Here is a 17895-nt window from a genome sequence, read left to right on the forward strand (position 1 = left end):
AAGCGGAGGGACAACCTGCTGGCGATCACTCGGCGCCAGTGCCTCCCCGCGGCAGTCTGTGGACCCGTAGGTCACGGGTGTCGGGTGTGGGCGTCCTGTGCGGTGCGGATGATGGCTTCGGCAGCAGCACGGTCGGCCCACCCATTGGTGGTGACGTGCTTGCCGTGCTCGATCTCCTTGTAGTGGGAGAAGAAGTGCTCGATCTCCGCCAGCGTGTGCTCCGGCACGTCGGTGATGTCCTGCAGCTGCGCGAAGCGGTCGTCGTTGGCGGGGACGGTGAGGATCTTGTCGTCGCCGCCGTTTTCGTCGACCATGCGCAGCATCCCGACCGGCCGGACCGTGATGACGACGCCGGGGAACGTGGGACGGGGTAGGAGCACGAGGGCGTCGAGGGGGTCGCCGTCATCGCCGAGGGTGTTGTCGATGGAGCCGTAGTCCTGGGGGAACACCATGCTGGTGAACACCGCCCGGTCGAGCCGGATCCGGCCGGTGGCGTGGTCGACTTCGTACTTGTTGCCGCTACCGCGGGGAATCTCGATCGTGACGTCGAACAGCATGGATGCCTCCGGTTCTGGAGCGGGTGTGTGGTCCGTGGGCGGGGTGGTCACAGGGTGCCGCCGAGGAGGATGCCGGCGGTCGCGGCGGTGACGGAGACGACGAGCATTCCGAGACCGTTGATCGCGGCGGCGGTGATGCGGCCGCTGCGGGCGAGGCGGACGGTTTCGAAGCTGGCGGTGCTGAACGTGGTGTAGCCGCCCATCACCCCGGTGCCGAGGACGGCGACCGGCACCGCGCCGAGGTGGGTGGCGGCGCCGACGGTGATCCCCAGCAGCAGCGACCCGGTGATGTTGATCGTCAACGTGCCGACAGGGAGCCGGAACTCTCGGCCGGTGTTGATGAGCCCGTCGAGGAGGAACCGGCCGGCAGCGCCGGCACCGCCGCCGAGGGCGACGGCGAGGACCAGGAGCGGGCTCATGCTTCCTCCGTGCGGGGTCGGAACCAGCCGGCGACGACGAGACCGACCGCGGTCGCGATCGCGCCGGACAGGACGGTTAGGAGTGCGTAGCCGGTGCCGGCGAGGCCGTGCCCGTCGAGGAACAGGGCGGCGGTGGACTCGGCGAGGGTGCTGTAGGTGGTGAACCCGCCGAGGACCCCGGTGCCGAGGAGCAGCCGCAGCACGCGTCGGCGGCCGGCGTCGGGCCCGCGGTGCGCGAGCGCTTCCAACAGCACACCGAGGGCCAGCGCTCCGGTGATGTTGATCCAGAAGATCGACCAACTCGCCCCGCCTTGGGCGGGGAGCAGGCTACTGATGACGTCGCGGAGAGCAGTACCGGCTGCCCCACCGATGGCGACGAGGCCGACGTACCGCCACCGCAGATGCACCGGCCGCATCGCCGTTGACGGGTTGGAGACGTCGACGTCGGGGTCGGAGGGGAGCTGGTCGTCGGGCATCGGGGTGTCCGTTCGGGTGGTCATGTTCCGCCTTCTGCCGCGACCAACGCCGCGGCGTGCTGTGCTGCTACCGGATCGAGGAACGCCCCACCCCGAGGGACGAGAGCACCCGTCGGGGCGAGGTGGTACTGCACGGGTTGCCCGGTCGGCAGGTTGAGCTGCTCGAGCTCCGGGTCGGTGAGGTCGTCGATGCATGCGCAGAGTGCGCGGAGCGAGTTCCCGTGCGCGACGACGAGGACGCTCCGCCCTGACCGCACCATCGGCAGGAGCCGGTCGTGCAGCACGGGACGGACCCGCTCGATGACGTCCGAGAGCGCCTCGGTGCGTCGGAGGGCACCGTCGGGCAGGCCGTGCAGCGCGGAGCTCGACCGCAGTTCCTCCCACAGCTGCAGCGACATCGGTGGCGGTGTGCCGGTACGGGACCTGCGGAGCCGCATGTACTCGTCGTCACCGAGCGTGTGACGGGCGTCGGTCTTCGTCATCCCGGTCAGGGCGCCGTAGTTGCGTTCGTTGAGCTGCCACACCGCTTCCGTGGGCAGCTGCGTCCCGAGGGCGTCGCAGACCAGTTCGGCGGTGCGGACGGCACGGCGCAATGTGGAGGTGACCACGACGTCCGGCGTGATGTGGTTCGACCGGAGGAGCCATCCGGCTGCGGACGCTTGCCGTCGTCCGTGGGGCGTGAGCGGGACGTCGAGGAGCCCGGTGAAGGTGCCGGCTTCGTTCGCGGTGCTCTCCCCATGCCGCAGGAGCGTCAGCGTGCCAGTCACGGGGCTTCCGACGGGAGGAGGACGGTGGCGCCGACCGGGTCGTGCGGGACGACCAGCACCGGCCGGTGCTGCTGATGCGTCAGATGCGCGGCGACGGACCCGGTGAGCAGTTCCGCCATCCGGCGTCGGCCAGCCTGGGATCCGACGACGATCATCACCGCGTCACGTTCCTCAGCCACCGCAGCGAGTGCGTGACTCGGATCTCCGACCCGGGAGAGAATCTCGACGCCCACTGACCGCGCCGCAGCAAGACCGTGAATGACCCGCACGTCATCGTCGGGAAGCTGCTGCGGGTCGCTGTCCGCCGTGTCCGGGTCGATCGGTTCGATGATCTCCGACCCGTCCGCACGCATCCCCGCTGACAGCAGCGCCGGATCGACGACCACACACACCATCGGGGCGCTGAAGCGTTCAGCGACGGCAGCCGCGACACCGACGACGTCGTGCGCCTGCCCGGACTGCACACCGACGACGACAACACCGGCAGTGTTCGATTCGACCATGACATCTCCCTACCTCAGGCGTGCAGAAGCGCGACCAGCTGAGATAGGGACTGTTGTCGACGAGTGTCGAGGTTGGGTCCGGCAAGCCCCACCGCCGGGTCCGAAGACACCACCAGTATGCACCCACCACCCCATGCCCGCACCGACGATCTTCCGCACCTCGAGAACCGGTCCGCTTCGTAACGCGGGACGACAGGGAAAGAAGCTTGAAGGGCGACACTGAGCGGAGCTGCTCACAGCCGACGCGGACCGCCTCCGAGGGCCCAAGTGTCCGGTTGGGGATCGTCTAGTGAGACATCGTCTGCCTTGCGCGTGCGTGCTTTCACACGTTCGCGCCAATACCGAGATCGTTGCAGCGGAGCAAGGTTGAATTCCGACGAAGGAGGGTCCCGTGTTCGTGCTGCGAGGAGTTGGTGATGCGCTGGCGGCTGCTGGCTCGATGGGGTGGGAGATCCTCTGGCCCCTCGTGCTCGGCTTCACCCTGTCCGGCATCATCCAGGCGATCGTCCGTACGGATCAGATCACCAAGCTGATGCGCGACGACTCGCCACGCGCGATCAGTGTCGCGACCGGGCTTGGCGCCCTGTCATCGTCGTGCTCCTACGCCGCGGTCGCGCTCGCGCGGGCCCTGTTCCGGAAGGGTGCGAGCCTGAGCGCCGCGATGGCGTTCGAGGTTGCGTCGACGAACCTCGTTGTCGAGCTCGGGCTGATCCTGGCGTTCGTGATGGGGTGGCAGTTCACGGTCGCGGAGTTTGTCGGCGGGCCGATCATGATCATCCTCATCGCCCTCGGCTTCCGGCTCTGGATGCGCGGCAGGATCCTCGACGCCGCCCGTGAGCAGGCCGACAAGGGGCTCGCTGGGTCGATGGAGGGGCACGCGGCGATGGACATGTCGGTGCCGGGCGATCAGGGGTTCTGGCGACGGTTGTTCTCGAAGCCTGGGCTGACGAGCGTGTCGCAGTACTTCGTGATGGACTGGGCGTCCGTGCTCCGCGACATCATCATCGGTCTGCTCATCGCCGGCGCGTTCGATGCCTGGGTGCCGAAGGCTTGGCTGCAGGCGGTCTTCTTCGAGGGACATCCGACGTTGGCGTTCATCATCGACCCGATCATCGGGCCGGTGCTGGCGATGGTGAGCTTCGTCTGCTCCGTGGGGAACGTGCCCCTCGCGGCGGTGTTGTGGAACGGTGGGATCAGCTTCGGCGGGGTGGTCAGCTTCATCTTCGCGGACCTGATCATCATTCCGATCATCGTCATCTACCGGAAGTACTACGGCTGGAAGGCAGCCCTCTGGATCACCGGGATCTTCTACGGGGCGATGGTCCTCGCCGGCTACGCCGTCGAACTGCTGTTCACCCCGCTGGGCCTGATCCCTACGAACCGGCATCTGAGCATCGTGGCGACCTCTATCAGCTGGAACTACACCACCTGGCTCAACATCGTGTTCCTGCTGATCGCGTCGTTCCTGCTGGCCGTGTTCATCCGCAGCGGCTCCTGGTCGATGCTACGGATGATGAAGGGCGCACCCGACGACGGCGGCCACGACCACCCCGCACACGAACACTCACACGCCTGACCGCGCGCCGCGATCGAGTTGACTAGCGGACCGGTCAGTGGTGGCCGTGGACGACGGCGTGGCCGAGGCCGCGGCTGATCATCCACCGGTTCACGGGCGTGGTGATCACGAATGCGATCGCGAGGGAGAACAGCAGCGCCGTCCAGAACAGCCAGTCGCTGAGCTGCGCGTCCATCGCGCCGGGGATCGCAACGATGACGGTGTTGTCGATCAGCTCCATGACCGCGATCGACACGGTGTCCGCGGCGAGAGCGACCTTGAACGCAGCGCCGAGGCTCAGACCCGACTTGATGACGCCGCGCATGGTGAGGGCGTAGCCGAAGATGAACGCGAGGACGATTGACAGGACGATCGTGCCGGCGTTGTGGAAGCCGGCAGCGGTGCCGATGACCATGCCGAGGACCTCACCGATTGCGCAGCCGGTGAGGCAGTGCAGCGTCGCTTGCGCAGCCATCGACCACGTCGTCGCCCCGTGCCCGCCGCTGTGGCCGGCGTGCTCGTCTCCGCTCATCTGATGGTGCTCGTGCGTGTCCATGCTGCTCCGATCTGGCGCGGTCGACGCCAACAGTTCACATATACCCCTAGGGGGTACCATGCGCTGTAACGCGAAACTCCACGCGATGTTCCCGGTTCGGCCGGTCGCGGCGGGTTCGGTGTGAATCCGGACACCAGGTTGCCGCCGCCGTTCGGGGTACCGCACCATAGAAGCGCTCCTCCGACCCGTCTGCTCGAAAGACTGATGCTCACCACCGCCACCTCCCCGCGTCGCCGGCTGCTGTTGCAGGCCACGGCGACGCTGGCGTTGCTGCTGCTGGTCGGGTTCACGGTCCTGATGCACACGATGGCCGGGCACACCGCCGGCCACGAGCACCCGATGGCTGCTCCCGCAGCCACCGCCGAGCACAGCCACGTCGCCGCCGGCCACACCGAGCACGCGGCTCCTGCGACTGCGGTGATGACCGTCCTCACCGATGCGGGCTGCGACAGCGGCCTGTGTGCGCTGATGTGCTCGCTGATGGGGATGGCGTGCGCGCTGACGATCGCCCTGTTCACGTGGGCGCTGCTGCGCGCACGGACCGGCGGCATCCTCTACCTGCTCGCGCGGCTTCTCGCGCTGGCTGACCGGCTGCCGCGCCGCATCGCGGCACCGAAACCGCCATCACTGACGGCGTTGCAGATCATCCGCATCTGATCCGCCCCCAGCGGGATCCCACCCCCGATGGGTGGCCTCCGCATGCCCAGAACCGGGAGGCGTCCGCCTGCCCGGAACGCCTGACGCATTCACGGGAACGGAAGATCATGCACACCACCACCACGCGCACGCTCGCGATCGCTGCCGCGCTGACCCTCGGCCTCACCCTCGCAGGCTGCTCCACCAGCAATAGCGGCTCCGACACGGGCTCGTCGTCCTCGTCGACGTCGGCGGCGTCGGCGCACAACGACCAGGACGTGATGTTCGCGCAGATGATGCTGCCGCACCACAAGCAGGCCGTCGAGATGAGCGACATGCTCCTCGCCAAGGGCTCCGGCGTCGATACCGACGTCGCTGGACTCGCGAAGCAGATCAAGGCCGAGCAGTCCCCGGAGATCAACCAGCTCACCGGTTGGCTCAAGGGTTGGGGCGAGCCGGTCGAGTCGGAGCACTCCGGGATGGGGCACTCCATGTCCGGGATGATGTCCGACTCCGACATGACCGACCTCGACCAGGCGTCCGCGAAGGACGCCGGGAAGCTCTACCTCGAGCAGATGATCCAGCACCACAAGGGCGCCGTCGACATGGCCAAGACCGAAGTCGACAAGGGCAAGAACACCGACGCCGTCGCGATGGCGAAGTCGATCGTGTCCAGCCAGACCGAGCAGATCACCCAGATGCAAGACATGCTCGCGTCCCTCTAAACCCCGGCGTGGGTCGCGGCAGGCTCCCCCCCTTCCTGCCGCGGCCCACGACCGGCCCCACCCTCTCCTCCCTGCTCGACTTGCGTTCGGGCCACCCCACGTTTCGGCCTGCCGGCCACCACCCCTCTTGGAGCCTGCCCGTGCCTCAGCAGCACCCCCAGACCCCCGCCATTCCCGCACCCCGGACGCGCCGCGAAGCCCTCGCCGCCGAACGCGCCGCCGCAGCCCCGACCGCCAGCCGCACCCGAACCGCGACGATCACTGCCGCTGCCCAGCCGGCACTGCGGCCGCTACCGACCGTCGCGACTGCACCCGCAACACCGGTCCGCTCACTGCGGTCACGCGTTCTCGCCGCGGTCCCGATCACTGGTGCCACGGCCGCGATGGCGCTGTTCACCGCTGCCGCAGCGCTGCCCGCGCAGGCAACGACCGGCTCCGCCGCAGTCGTGTCCAGTGTCGCTCCTGCCACCGCCGAGCAGAGCTTCACCGCGTCCGGGCTGGCCCTCACGGTCGACCGCGATGGGTACACGATCACCAAGCCGGCCCCGAAGCCCGTGATCACCAAGACCGCACCCGCCTCGCAGGCCGCGCCAACGGGGGCCACACCGGCCTCGACGAAACAGAGCGTTCCCACGACCACGGGCGGCACGATCGTGAACACCGGAATCGGCGACATCCGATGGCCTGTCGCCGGAACTATCACCGTCAGCTCACCGTTCGGTCCGCGAAGCGCCCCATGCGCGACCTGCTCGTCGATTCACCAGGGCGCGGACCTCACCCCCGGCGCCGGCACCCCCATCGGAGCTGTCGCTGCCGGCACTGTCCGAGTGTCGACAACGCACCCCGAGTACGGGCAGTACGTCATCATCGACCACCAGATCGACGGTCGCCTCGTGTCCACCCTGTACGCGCACATGATATTCGGCTCCTCGCCGCTTCGCCCAGGCGACACCGTCGCCGTCGGGCAACTCGTTGGCCTCGTCGGCAACACCGGCGCGAGCACCGGTGCGCACCTGCACCTGCAGGTCATGCCTGGCGGCACCACACCCATCGACCCGATCCCGTGGCTCACCGCCAACGCCGGACGAACGCTGTAGCACCTAGCCCCAGCGGTGTCCAACCAGCCATCGGCTATTAAGACGGGTGGAGGGGGCGCCCTCGTATAACAATGCGAGTCAGCGCCCACTGCCTTGTCGGAGGCCTTGGAGGTAGGCGTTGTAGTTGTCGAGCTCAGTGTCTCCATGCCGGTCGGCTTCGCGAGTGGCGCGAGCGGCTTTTCGGGAGTCCTGTCGCTGCCAACGGATGATGCTGGCGAGCAGGATGATGGCGACCGGTAGCTCGCCGTACGTCCAGACCAGACCTCCGGCGAGTTGCTGATCGCGAAGTGCGGTGGTCTCGAACTCGGCGCTCGGCGAGGCGAATGTCGCCACAAGGGGTGCGCTGCTGAACATCAGGGTGAGCCCGAATGCGGCATGGATCTGCATCTCGACGAACGCATCGACGATGCGGATGACGTACGACGTGCGCCGGGGAAGTGGGTCAACGGTTGCGAGCGGCAGCATGATCACTGTGCCAAGAGCCACGAACGTCAGTTGGAGCGCGATTCGACCTGCTTCCGTGGAGAGAAGCGCATCCGCTGCCCCGGTGAGGTAGAGCCCGAAGAGGGGCACGACGAGCAGCGGCACGACTGCCAGCGGATGCAGGATCAGCCGGGCGAACGGGGATCGGAGAACGCCGACCGCCAGCCTGAGCACACGGCGGCCGAATCCGCGACGCGGCATGCCTCGCAGGAGCACCGTTCCCGGGGAACCGAGAATCAGCAGCGGCGGGACGATCAGCAGCAGAGTCAGCTGCTGGAACATGAACGCTGAGAGCAGCTCGCGGCTGTAGGTCTGGAGGCCGGTTGTCGTCGCTGTGAACATGACCGCGCACCCGAGGATGAACACCACGGCCCGACCGAGAGCTGGGGCACGCGGTCCGCGCCGGGCGTTGACGTACAGGACGAGGTAGGTCGTCGCTAGGAGAACAGCGACGACCGCTACGGGCGACAGCGGTCCCGTCGCCCAGGACCAGAGGACGTTCGAATCGAGACGGGGCATCGTTACAGTCGCTCCTGCTGTTCAACCGGGCAGCTCCGTCGAGCTCGTTCTCGGTGAACGCTGTCGGTGAGTGGCGGTTGCATCGTTTCCTCGTCTGCGGTGGTGACGGCTGATCGCGTTGAGTCGGCGACTCAGCGGGGGGAACTGGGTCGTCGTGGCTTGGTCTCAGATCGGCATCGTGGTTCCGGAGATGAGGGCTTGCATGGCGTACATGATGCGTGTCCATACGCCGGTGACCATGGCCGCGCCGGTGAGGATGAGGATCGCGCCGCCGATGATGTTGACCGCGCGGATGTGGGTGCGTAGGAACCGGACGGTGTTCTTCGCCCAGCCCAGTCCGGCTGCGATGAGGACGAACGGGATCCCGAGGCCGAGGCAGTAGGCCAGGCCGAGGAGTGCGCCCCGGCCCGCGGTGCCCGCGTCGAGGCTGAGTGCGGTGATAGTGGCGAGGGTGGGGCCGAAGCACGGGGTCCAGCCGAGACCGAAGGTCGCGCCGAGGAGCGGTGCGCTGGTGAGTCCCGTGGGTGGCCGCCAGGACGTCCGGACGGTGCGCTGCAGTGGGCGCAGTAACCCGATGAAGGCTGCTCCCATCACGATGACGATGACGCCGAGGAGCCTGATGATGAGGTCCTGCCATTGCACGAGCCAAGTACCGAGGGCGCCGAACAGTGCACCGTAGGCGATGAACACTATGCCGAATCCGGTGACGAACAGCAGCGCGCCGATGATGGTGCGTCTGGTCGTGGATGCGGCGACGGATCCGGTGACGTAGCCGAGGTAGCCCGGCACGAGTGGCAGCACGCACGGGGATGCGAAGGAGATCAGGCCGGCGAAGAGCGCGATCGGGATCGCTGCAATCATCTGCCCGCTGAAGACGGCTTCCTGCCAGTTCATCGTTCCAGCTCCTCACGTGGGCAGGTTGCGTCGAGCGAGGTCATCGCAGCTTCTCTGACGTCGAGGTCGCCGCGTTGGTGGTGGCGGTGGTAGCTCCGCGGTGGCGGCGTTTGGACGGCGAGGTGCGTGCGTAGGTGAGGGCGAGGAGGCCGACGCCGACCGCGATGGCGATATCGGCGATGTTGCCGATGGCCAGATTGGCGTAGTTGATCATGTCGACGACGACGCCGCTGCCGAATTGGTCGCCGCGGGCGAGCCGGTCTAACAGGTTGCCGACGGCGCCGCCGAGCAGCACGCCGACTCCTGCGGTGTATTTCGGCGGGATGCCGAGGACGGTTCGGGTGAGGAGTCCGATGACGACAACGGTCGAGGCCAGCGACAGGATCCAGGTCGTGTCGCTACCGAGGGAGAACGCTGCCCCGGTGTTGAAGGCCAGCCGCAGGCCGAGCAGCTCTCCGACGAGGGGGATCGTCCGGTGCGGGTCGAGGTGCCAGAGGGCCCACTGCTTACTGATCTGGTCGAGGACCGCGATGGCGGTACCGGTGACGATGACCGCGATGAGTGTGCGCCGGGATCGCCAGCGTGATCGTTGTCGGTCAGCGCCGACGGGTGCGGGCTGCGTCATCGGCGCAGCTCGTCGTCGATGAGTGTGGACAAGGTGCCGGGTCCATCGATCGCGCCGACGATGCGAGCGGCGACGCGACCCTTGGTGTCGAGCACGATGGTGGTGGGGACAGCGTTCGGGGCTACTTCACCGGAGAGCGCCAACTGCATCCGGGCCTGATCATTGTCGAGCACGCTGGGGTAGGGGATGTTGAAGCGCCGTTCGAAGGCGTCCGCTGTGCCCTTCGCGTCGCGGACGTTCACGCCGATCATTTGCACGTTCTGGTCCTGGTAGCGATCCCAGACGGTATTGAGGTGCTTCGCTTCCGCGCGGCACGGCGGGCATGCGGCGTACCAGAAGTTGAGCACGACGACCTTGCCCTGAAGGTCGGCGGAGCGCATCGGTTCTCCGTCCGAGGAGACCTCGTCGAAGTCGATGACGGTTTTCCGGTTCGCAGTGGGCACTTGGGTGACAGTGCCGTCCCCGGAGACGTAGTTTTTCGTGCCGCCGTCACGGTATTGCGCGCTCAGACCGGTGTTGGTGTCGCTGTTGGAGGAGCAGCCGGTGAGCACGAGCGCGCTGCTGACGGCGAGCACAACGGTTGCCACGATGATCCGGGTTTGCCGGGGCCTCATTGGGCTTCCTCGAGTGCTGCGTCGACGGCGTCCTGCAGGTCGGTGTACGACTGCAGCGTGACCGGTTTGCCGTTGATGAAGAACGTCGGGGTGCTGCTCACACCGAGCTGGGTGCCGAGGTTGACGTCGTCCTGGATGAGCTTCTGCACGCTGGAGCTGTCGACGTCGCGGTCGTACTGTCGCATGTCGAGGCCGAGGTCTTCGGCGTAGCCGCGGAACCGGTCGGCCTGGGAGTCGGTGCCCCGCTCACCCCACTCGGCTTGCGTCTCGTACATCCGCTGGTACATCGGCTCGAGCTGGTTCTGGCGAGCTGCTGCTTCGACTGCGCTTGCGGAGGTGCGGGAGTTGCCGTGTCCGGGGAGCGGGAAGTAGCGGAACCCGAACGTGATCTTGCCGGCGTAGTCCTTCCGGAGCTGTTCGACGTAGGGGTAGAACGCACCGCACGCTTCGCATTCGAAGTCGAGGAACTCAACGACGGTGATCGCTCCGTCGCCTTCCTCGCCGAGTACGTGCGTCGGCGTGAGCGCTTCAGCTGTGGCCGCTGCCGTGCTGGCTGGAGTACCAGCACGGGTGTTTTCGATGTTCGCCCGGATGACGAACACGGCGATGAGGATGATGACGAGCGCTCCGGCGATGACGCCGGAGATGATGCCGATGCGGGCGCTTTTGGTCATGTGCTGGCCTTTCAATCACGCGCCGCGCGCGTTGAGGAACGGTGTCGGGGGGACGGGGGTGCCGTTCTGACGGATCTCGAAGTGGAGGTGACAGCCGGTGGACAGGCCGGCGTTACCGACTGCGGCGACGGTCTGGCCGGCGCTGACTTTCTGGCCAGCTCGCACGAGCACCCCCGAGGAGAACATGTGCGCGTAGTTGCTGGTGACGCCGCCGCCGTGGTCGATGGTGATGAGGTTGCCGTAGTCGCCATAGGGGCCCGCGTAGGTGACGGTGCCGGCAGCGACGGCGTAGAGGCCGGTGCCGCACGCGGCTCCGAAATCGTCGCCGGCGTGCAGCCGGTAGTAGTTGAGAATTGGGTGGAGGCGGTTGCCGTAGGCCTGGTACGACGAGTACGACCGGATCGGTTTCGTCCATCCGGACGACGACGCGGCCCCTGGGTTCCCGCCTGGTGCAGCCGCTGAGTCTGCAGTGCTTGGTGGGGTCTGTGCTGCGCGGGCCGCAGCTGCTGCTGCGGCGATCCGGGCAGCTTCCGCTCGGGCTGCTGCGACGCGGCGCCGTTCCGCTTCTGCGTACGCCGACTCGGTGTTGAGCGTGTGGTCCCGCAGGACTGCAAGCTGGTCGGTGAGTTCCTGCTTCCGGGATCGTTGCGCCGTCTCGGCCTCGGCAGCCTCTGTGGCGGCTGCCGTAGCGGCAGCGAAGGTGTCAGCTGCCTTCTGCTGCAACCGGTCCCGTTCGCGGCGGGCGGCGGCTGCTTGCTTGGTTAACGCCTCCGCGGTTCCGGCGCGGGTTGCCGCGTCCTCGAGCGCAGCGTTCATGGTGTCGGTCACCTTTGACGCGGTGCCGAGCCGCTCGAGGAGGGTGTCACTATCCGCGGTGATCGATGCGGTCAGGTCACGCCCGGCCGACCGGGACAGGTACGCCGACCACGCCGCGATCTGCTCCTCAGCGCCTGCTGCTTCTGAACGGGCGGTGCTGGCTTGCTTGGTGAGGGTGTCGTACTTGCCGGTTGCGGTGTCCGCTGCATCTTGCGCAGTTTGCAGCTCCTTGCCGCGGGCTGCTGCAGTCTGCTTCGCTGCGGCGGTCGCGGTTTCGAGCTGCTGCACCAGGGCAGTGATCTCCGCGGCTTTCGATTCCGCGGCCGCTTCACTCTTCCGCGCCTCGAGCACATCAGCCCATGTCGGCGCGGTCGCCGCGGCGGCGGGGACGGCTATGACAAAGCTGGCGACGGCGACAGTGAGGGCAGTCACGGCGGCGAGGACATGCCGGCGCATCACTCGGGTGCCTTCGGGCGGCGGCGAGTGAGGAGAAGAATCCCGACGATTGCCACGATGAAGAGGGCGGTCAGGCCGGCAAGGACCCAGATTCCGGCGCTGTTACTCGGGGCCGATTCCGCGCCGGAGGCGGCAGGAGTCGCCGCGGATGACGCTGCAGCTGTCGGAGTGGGGGTCTCCTGCGGGGTTGACGCGGATGGGGTGGGGGAGGGTGTGCTGCCGGTGGAGGTGAACTGGTAGCTGCCGGAGATGGGGTGACCGTCGACAGACACGCTCCGCCAGGTGACGGTGTAGGAACCGGGCGTGGTGATGGTGATCGGCTTGGTGAGGGTGCTGCCGTCCACGGTGATCTGGCCGGTGGTGACTTCTTCATCGTCCGGGTCGACGACGCTGATGATGATGCCGCTCTCCAGCGCTGCGAGCGGCGGCTCTGAGTACGTCAGGGTGATCTGGTCGAGGTCCCCGGCGACAGTACTGTCGGCGGCTGGGTTGGCGGACGCGAGGGCGTCGTGGGCTGCGGCTGGGGTTGCGGTGACGAGGACAGCGGCGAGGACCGCAACGGGAACTGCGGTGGCGATCAGAGCGCGAAGACGCACGGGGAACCTTTCCTAGAAGACACGGCCAGCGTTGGCGCGAAGCCACGTGTCCGGATTGATGGGCGTGGTGCCGTCCTGGTGCACTTCGAGGTGCAGGTGCGCGCCGGTGCTCCGGCCGGAGGAACCGACGAGACCGACCCGGTCGCCTGCGGCCACGGTCTGCCCGACCCGCAGCGGCGAGGAGCCGACGATCATGTGTGCGTAGAGGGTGGAAACCAGTCGACCGTTGATGCGGTGGTCGATGATCGCGTACTGGCCGAATTCCGAATGTCGGCCGGCGACGCGCACGGTGCCGGCAGCGACGGCACCGATCGGCGTCCCCATACCAGGCGTCAAATCCAGCCCCTGGTGGGCGCTTGAGCAGGTTGCGCATGGGGCGATCCGGTACCCGAACCCGGAGCTCATCGGCACCGGGCCGGGGAACGGCCACTGCACGTCCCCACCGCCGGTCGACGCCCCCACTGCCGGTATTCCTGACGAGCCTGCCGACGTCGCGGGGGCCGGTGCAGGGGCGGAGACCGTGAAGCTGTCGCGGGTGAGGTTCGGGTCGAGTGCTGCGGCTGCGACGGTCAGTGTCTGCGCGGGCGCCGCAGTTGCTAGTGGCATCCCGGGTGTGGCCGCGACCGCAGTCGGGCCCGGGAGGGCTGCGGACGCGAATAGCACCACCGCTGCCGCTGCCGCCGTCGCGGCTGCAGCTGACGGGACGGGACGCGCCCGACCAGCGGACGTTGCGACTGGAGCCGGCGGCGTCACAGTCCGGCGAGGGGTGCTGCGACCACCGGTTCCTGCAGTCACCCGTCTGCGGGTGACGGGGCGCGAACGGGTTTCGAGGCGCTCAGCGGCAAGGGCTTCACGGCGGGTCAGTGGAGCCAAGGGACGTTCGGAGTTGGCAGGGGTGGGTGCGGGAGTATTCACGCGTCGAAAGGTCTTCCGGTGAGGTGCGGGCAGGACGCAACTGACGGCCCCGCAGCGCAGGGTCGTCTGGAAGAGTGATCAGACGCGCGCGATCGAGAGCACCGTCAGCGATACCGCTGATGGTGCTGCCATACGCCGCGGCACCATGGCCACACGGGCGAGCATCTGCGACAGGGTGAACAGCGACCGCCGCGGCGAGGTGATCGCTGCCAGCGCGGCGACCGCGCCAACGACCATCGCCGCCAACCCGAGCAGGGCGCAGAAGATGCTCGCGGCACCATGCTCCGCATCCACATGCGTCGCCGCCGGGTCGACTTCGGCTGTGTCGAGGGCAGATGCGACGGCGCCGGTGAGCGTCGGGATTGCTTCGTCGGTGTGGCTGGCGAGGTTCTGCAGTGTTAGCGCACCCAGCAGCAGCAAGACGGCAGCAACGACCGCGGTGACTGCTCGAAGCAGCCGGAGCGGGAGGTCGTGGCGAAGTGTCGTCATGATCATGTGGGGGCCGTGCGCGGCTTCATCCAGTGTGCAGGACGCGTTCGCGCCGCACAGACTGGATGGTGGCGTGTTGCCGCCGCGCTGATTGTCGGGGATCCGGATGGGAGAGCACTGCAAACCGGCGCCAGTGGCGGGTCGTGCTGCTGTTGGGCTAGTCACGGTCGTTGAGGGCGGCGAGCCGGTCGTTGTAGGCGGTCAGGTCTGCGTCGCCGTCCCGGTCAGCTTGCCGGTCGAGGCGTTTCGCGGTGCGCTCTTCCGAGCGTCGCCAGTTCCGGACGACGAGGAGCGCGACGAACACCATCGGCAACTCACCCGCTCCCCAGGCGATCCCGCCGCCGGTGCGTTGGTCCGCCAGGAGCGCTGCGGTGTCGGTCTGTCCGAGAGCACGGAACCAGTCGAGCGCGTACACGGTTGCGCTGCTCATCACCGCGACGCCGAAGAACGCGTGGAACGCCAGCGTCGCCAGCAACGCGATGATCAGGATCGGGTACGGCGGCCGGCGGGGGCCGGGGTCGATTCCGACGAAGACCCAGAAGAACAGGTACCCGCTGAGCACGAAGTGCAGCACCATCGCGACGTGCCATTCATGGGACTGCATCGACGCTTGGAACGCACCTGTGAAGTAGAACGCGACCAGTGAGCCGGCGAAGATGACACCGGCGACGGCGGGTTGGGCGAGGAACTGCATCCACTTCGAGTGCACGAACAGCAGCAGCCACTCGCGGGCGCCACGGGAGCCGTCGTTGCGGATCGGCAGGGTCCGGAGGGCAAGGAGAACTGGACCGCCAAGGACCAGCGGCAACGGGACGAACATCATCAGCAGCATGTGCTGGATCATGTGGCTGGAGAAGTGGATCATGCCGTACACGGCGGGGCCGCCGTTCATCGTCCAGATGAACACCGCGCAGCCGAGCACCCAGCTGATCGTGCGACCGATCGGCCACCGATCGCCGCGCTGCCGTAGTTTCCGGACGGCCAGGAGATACCAGACGATCCCGGTCACGGCGAGGGCGGTCCACACCCAGTCCCAGTGCCATGCGGTGAGAAACCGTTGAAGCGTCTGCGGATCCGGGTACGTGTACCCGATCAGCCCGTCGCGCGTGTCCGCGCCAACTGTAGGGGCCTGTGGGATCGGCGGCTGGCTGCGAGATACGGCCACGGATGCGCCGATGGCGATCGCCATGAACACGATTTCCGCTAACGCGAACCGGACGAACAGCCGTCGGTTCGTGGGCTCGCGCAGCAGCCCCGGGACGATTTTTCGTCGTTGGACCGCACCAGCAACGCCGAGGAGCACCAGAGCTCCAGCTTTCACGGTAATCAGCCACCCGTAGGAGGTGGTGACCAGGTCCAGCGGGCCGGTGAGACGGAGCGAAGCGTTCACAACGCCGGAGAACGCGACCGCGCCGAACGCCCACCCGGCAAGGGCCGAGTAGCGGGCGATGACCCGGCCGGTGGCACCCTTGGTGCGGGTCCGCAGCAGCAGCACCGCGACGAGCCCCCCGACCCATACGCACACCCCGACGAGGTGAATCGCCAGGGAGTTCACGGCGTTGGCGTGTTCCAGGGAACCCGCGGCGTGACCGGAGAGAGATAGTGGCAGCAGCGCGAAGAGCGCAGCAACGGTCGCGACAGCGAGGGTCGTTACGCGAGTCGCGAAGGCGGCGAGGACTGTTGCAATCAGCGCCGCGATGGCGGACACCAGGTACACCTGGCCTGCCTCCAGGCGGAACAAGAACTCCGGGAAGATCCGGTTGAACACGGCGCTGCCGATGGGAGCGCCAATTGTGTTCGCGCCGGTGAACACGATGCCCGCGACAGCGGCGAGGAACCAGACTGCTCCCGATGTTGCCGCCCACCGGGCAGCACGGTGTTGGACGCTGGAGACAGCGCCGTGGTCGGTGCGGCGGGCCGGCAACGCGAACGCGGCCACGATCAACAGCCCAACAGTGACGGCCGCCATCGCGTCATGTAGGACTCGTGCGACGGGCATGCCCCAACGGACGAGGCTGCCGGCGTCGACGAGCTGCGTTTCCTCGTTCAGCGCGCCGGTCATCGTCAGGCCGAGCAGCGCGCAGCCAAGGGCAACGGGCACGGCGACGGTCAGCACCGTCACCGTATTGGCACCCTGTCGGCTGAGCTGCTGAGGGGCTGTGGGAGCGGTCACCGAAGCCACCTGCCTGCGCGGGTTTGGGTGCGGTGGTCGGTGCGGGGCATGGAGTCCGATCAGGTGTGTGGGGTGTGCTCGTGCTGCGTGTGACCGGCAGGTTCGAGCTGGAATGTCGAGTGCTCGACGCTGACCTCGAAATGCTCGGCGACACAGGTCTGCAGCTCATCCAGAAGCGCCGGCAGTGAACCGTCTGTGAAGGAGTCGCGGTCGACGATGACGTGCGCCGTCAGCACGGGCAGTCCGGTCGCGATCTGGCTGGCGTGCAAGTCGTGCACATCCACGACGCGGTCCCGTTCCAGGAGGTGCTGCCGCACCGCGTCGAGGTCCAGACCCGACGGGGTGGTCTCAAGCAGCACGCTCACTGTCTCACGAAGCAGCTTGAAGGCCCGCGGAAGGATCAGAACGCCAATCAGCAACCCCGCAATCGCATCCGCGCCACCCCATCCGGTGACCGTGATGACGAGCGCGGCGACGATGACCGCGACGGACCCGAGCGCGTCATTGACGACCTCGAGGAACGCCGCCCGAAGATTGAAGTTCGCGTTTCGTCCGCTGACCAGGACCAGGATCGACGCGATGTTGCCGACCAGGCCGATCACACCAAACGTCAGCAGCCCCGCCGAAGCGATCTCCGGCGGCGCGAACAACCGCTGAACACCCTCGATCAGCACGAACAGACCCACCGCCAGCAGCACCGCAGCCTGCGCGGTCGCAGACAGCACTTCCGCGCGAGCGAACCCCCACGTGCGCTTCGCTGTGGCCGGTCGGCGTGCGAGGTTCGCTGCGATCAACGCGGTCGCGAGGCCGCCGGCGTCGGTGAGCATGTGTGCCGCATCGACCAACAAGGCGAGGCTGTTGGTCAGGATCGCGCCGACCACTTCCGCGACAAGGATCGTCGCCGTGATCGAAAACGCGATTGCGAGGCGCTTGCGATTCACTGCGTGCGCGTGCGCGTCCGCGGCGTGGTCATGTCCGGTGCTCATGCGTCGTGCTCCGCACTGTGGTGGTGTCGCACCACGTCGCCGACCGTGTGCTCGGCTTGGAAGATGGCGTCGTGCACGAGCTTGTTCGCGTGGTCGTTCGCCAGCCGGTAGAACACGCGATTGCCCTCCTGCCGGGTGGTCACCATCCGCGCCATCCGCAGCTTCGCCAGGTGTTGAGACACCGCCGCCTGCGACCGGTCGACCGTCGCCGCGAGATGGTTCACCGACAACTCGTCCTCCCGCAACGCCAGGATCAGGCGAATCCGGGTGGGATCAGCGAGCATCGAGAAGATCTCGGCCGCAACCTCGACGTGAGCATCGTCAAACTCCGACAGTCCCACGTTCGAATATTCGCTCATGCGAA

The 17895-nt window shown here is 67.4% G+C and carries 22 protein-coding genes; 4 read left to right on the forward strand and 18 right to left on the reverse strand.

Going from position 1 to position 17895, the window contains the following annotated elements; translation table 11 throughout:
• Nucleotides 1–71: 71 nt before the first annotated feature.
• The 5 genes from QUG92_RS06525 to QUG92_RS06545 are packed head-to-tail and all read right to left on the reverse strand — an operon-like array spanning nucleotide 72 to nucleotide 2722.
• Complete coding sequence (locus tag QUG92_RS06525; RefSeq protein WP_251155644.1) at nucleotides 72–557, reverse strand: inorganic diphosphatase; 486 nt, start codon at nucleotides 555–557, stop codon at nucleotides 72–74.
• A 47-nt stretch (nucleotides 558–604) separates the two neighbouring features.
• A complete protein-coding gene (locus QUG92_RS06530; RefSeq protein ID WP_251160802.1) occupies nucleotides 605–976 on the reverse strand; it encodes a fluoride efflux transporter FluC in 372 nt (123 codons plus the stop codon).
• The gene (locus tag QUG92_RS06535; protein ID WP_289458147.1) at nucleotides 973–1476 is read right to left on the reverse strand and encodes a fluoride efflux transporter FluC; all 504 of its coding nucleotides are present in this window, start codon (nucleotides 1474–1476) and stop codon (nucleotides 973–975) included. The genes QUG92_RS06530 and QUG92_RS06535 overlap by 4 nt, the downstream gene beginning before the upstream one ends.
• Nucleotides 1473–2219: a 2,3-bisphosphoglycerate-dependent phosphoglycerate mutase gene (locus QUG92_RS06540; RefSeq protein ID WP_251155647.1), complete on the reverse strand. Its 747-nt coding sequence runs from the start codon at nucleotides 2217–2219 to the stop codon at nucleotides 1473–1475. Before QUG92_RS06540 ends, QUG92_RS06535 begins: the two co-directional genes overlap by 4 nt.
• Nucleotides 2216–2722, reverse strand: a complete 507-nt coding sequence (locus tag QUG92_RS06545; protein ID WP_175324845.1) for a universal stress protein — start codon at nucleotides 2720–2722, stop codon at nucleotides 2216–2218. Before QUG92_RS06545 ends, QUG92_RS06540 begins: the two co-directional genes overlap by 4 nt.
• A 391-nt stretch (nucleotides 2723–3113) precedes the next feature.
• Here QUG92_RS06545 and QUG92_RS06550 point away from each other — a divergent pair, with 391 nt between their 5' ends.
• A complete protein-coding gene (locus QUG92_RS06550; RefSeq protein ID WP_289458153.1) occupies nucleotides 3114–4298 on the forward strand; it encodes a permease in 1185 nt (394 codons plus the stop codon).
• Between the two features lie 34 nt (nucleotides 4299–4332).
• Here QUG92_RS06550 and QUG92_RS06555 read toward each other — a convergent pair whose 3' ends face one another.
• Nucleotides 4333–4809: a DUF4396 domain-containing protein gene (locus QUG92_RS06555; protein ID WP_251155649.1), complete on the reverse strand. Its 477-nt coding sequence runs from the start codon at nucleotides 4807–4809 to the stop codon at nucleotides 4333–4335.
• A gap of 228 nt (nucleotides 4810–5037) precedes the next feature.
• On the opposite strand from QUG92_RS06555, the gene QUG92_RS06560 reads away from it, so the two are divergent.
• The 3 genes from QUG92_RS06560 (at nucleotide 5038) to QUG92_RS06570 (ending at nucleotide 7291) form a co-directional block, all read left to right on the forward strand.
• On the forward strand, nucleotides 5038–5490 hold the full coding sequence (locus tag QUG92_RS06560; RefSeq protein ID WP_251155650.1) for a hypothetical protein: 453 nt from the start codon (nucleotides 5038–5040) through the stop codon (nucleotides 5488–5490).
• A 107-nt stretch (nucleotides 5491–5597) separates the two neighbouring features.
• Nucleotides 5598–6194 (forward strand): DUF305 domain-containing protein, encoded by a 597-nt coding sequence (locus QUG92_RS06565; protein WP_289458158.1) that lies wholly within the window; start codon nucleotides 5598–5600, stop codon nucleotides 6192–6194.
• Nucleotides 6195–6577: 383 nt separating this feature from the next.
• On the forward strand, nucleotides 6578–7291 hold the full coding sequence (locus QUG92_RS06570; RefSeq protein WP_289458160.1) for a M23 family metallopeptidase: 714 nt from the start codon (nucleotides 6578–6580) through the stop codon (nucleotides 7289–7291).
• Between the two features lie 78 nt (nucleotides 7292–7369).
• Here the strand turns inward: QUG92_RS06570 and QUG92_RS06575 are convergent, their stop codons facing one another.
• The 12 genes from QUG92_RS06575 to QUG92_RS06630 all read right to left on the reverse strand — a co-directional run bounded on the left by QUG92_RS06575 (nucleotide 7370) and on the right by QUG92_RS06630 (nucleotide 17890).
• The gene (locus QUG92_RS06575) at nucleotides 7370–8293 is read right to left on the reverse strand and encodes a cytochrome c oxidase assembly protein (protein ID WP_175325089.1); all 924 of its coding nucleotides are present in this window, start codon (nucleotides 8291–8293) and stop codon (nucleotides 7370–7372) included.
• A gap of 165 nt (nucleotides 8294–8458) precedes the next feature.
• Complete coding sequence (locus tag QUG92_RS06580; protein ID WP_175325090.1) at nucleotides 8459–9187, reverse strand: cytochrome c biogenesis CcdA family protein; 729 nt, start codon at nucleotides 9185–9187, stop codon at nucleotides 8459–8461.
• A gap of 40 nt (nucleotides 9188–9227) precedes the next feature.
• Entirely contained in the window at nucleotides 9228–9812 is a 585-nt protein-coding gene (locus QUG92_RS06585) for a signal peptidase II (RefSeq protein ID WP_175325091.1), read from the reverse strand.
• The gene (locus QUG92_RS06590) at nucleotides 9809–10399 is read right to left on the reverse strand and encodes a TlpA family protein disulfide reductase (RefSeq protein ID WP_251155653.1); all 591 of its coding nucleotides are present in this window, start codon (nucleotides 10397–10399) and stop codon (nucleotides 9809–9811) included. Before QUG92_RS06590 ends, QUG92_RS06585 begins: the two co-directional genes overlap by 4 nt.
• 23 nt (nucleotides 10400–10422) lie before the next feature.
• The gene (locus tag QUG92_RS06595) at nucleotides 10423–11100 is read right to left on the reverse strand and encodes a DsbA family protein (RefSeq protein ID WP_175325093.1); all 678 of its coding nucleotides are present in this window, start codon (nucleotides 11098–11100) and stop codon (nucleotides 10423–10425) included.
• 15 nt (nucleotides 11101–11115) lie between these two features.
• Nucleotides 11116–12348, reverse strand: a complete 1233-nt coding sequence (locus QUG92_RS06600; RefSeq protein ID WP_251155654.1) for a M23 family metallopeptidase — start codon at nucleotides 12346–12348, stop codon at nucleotides 11116–11118.
• A 23-nt stretch (nucleotides 12349–12371) separates the two neighbouring features.
• Nucleotides 12372–12968, reverse strand: a complete 597-nt coding sequence (locus QUG92_RS06605) for a copper resistance CopC family protein (RefSeq protein WP_175325095.1) — start codon at nucleotides 12966–12968, stop codon at nucleotides 12372–12374.
• A gap of 12 nt (nucleotides 12969–12980) precedes the next feature.
• Nucleotides 12981–13574 carry a M23 family metallopeptidase gene (locus QUG92_RS06610; protein ID WP_344714282.1) on the reverse strand — a complete coding sequence of 198 codons (594 nt, stop codon included), beginning with the start codon at nucleotides 13572–13574 and terminating at the stop codon, nucleotides 12981–12983.
• A 387-nt stretch (nucleotides 13575–13961) separates the two neighbouring features.
• Nucleotides 13962–14378: a hypothetical protein gene (locus QUG92_RS06615; protein ID WP_175325097.1), complete on the reverse strand. Its 417-nt coding sequence runs from the start codon at nucleotides 14376–14378 to the stop codon at nucleotides 13962–13964.
• A gap of 151 nt (nucleotides 14379–14529) precedes the next feature.
• Nucleotides 14530–16494, reverse strand: coding sequence for a bifunctional copper resistance protein CopD/cytochrome c oxidase assembly protein (locus QUG92_RS06620; RefSeq protein ID WP_251155655.1), 1965 nt, complete (start codon nucleotides 16492–16494; stop codon nucleotides 14530–14532).
• Nucleotides 16495–16604: 110 nt separating this feature from the next.
• Nucleotides 16605–17531: a cation diffusion facilitator family transporter gene (locus tag QUG92_RS06625; RefSeq protein WP_175325098.1), complete on the reverse strand. Its 927-nt coding sequence runs from the start codon at nucleotides 17529–17531 to the stop codon at nucleotides 16605–16607.
• Nucleotides 17528–17890 carry an ArsR/SmtB family transcription factor gene (locus tag QUG92_RS06630; protein ID WP_289458172.1) on the reverse strand — a complete coding sequence of 121 codons (363 nt, stop codon included), beginning with the start codon at nucleotides 17888–17890 and terminating at the stop codon, nucleotides 17528–17530. The genes QUG92_RS06625 and QUG92_RS06630 overlap by 4 nt, the downstream gene beginning before the upstream one ends.
• Nucleotides 17891–17895: the final 5 nt, after the last annotated feature.

The organism is Curtobacterium citri, assembly GCF_030362955.1.
Classification (GTDB): domain Bacteria; phylum Actinomycetota; class Actinomycetes; order Actinomycetales; family Microbacteriaceae; genus Curtobacterium; species Curtobacterium citri.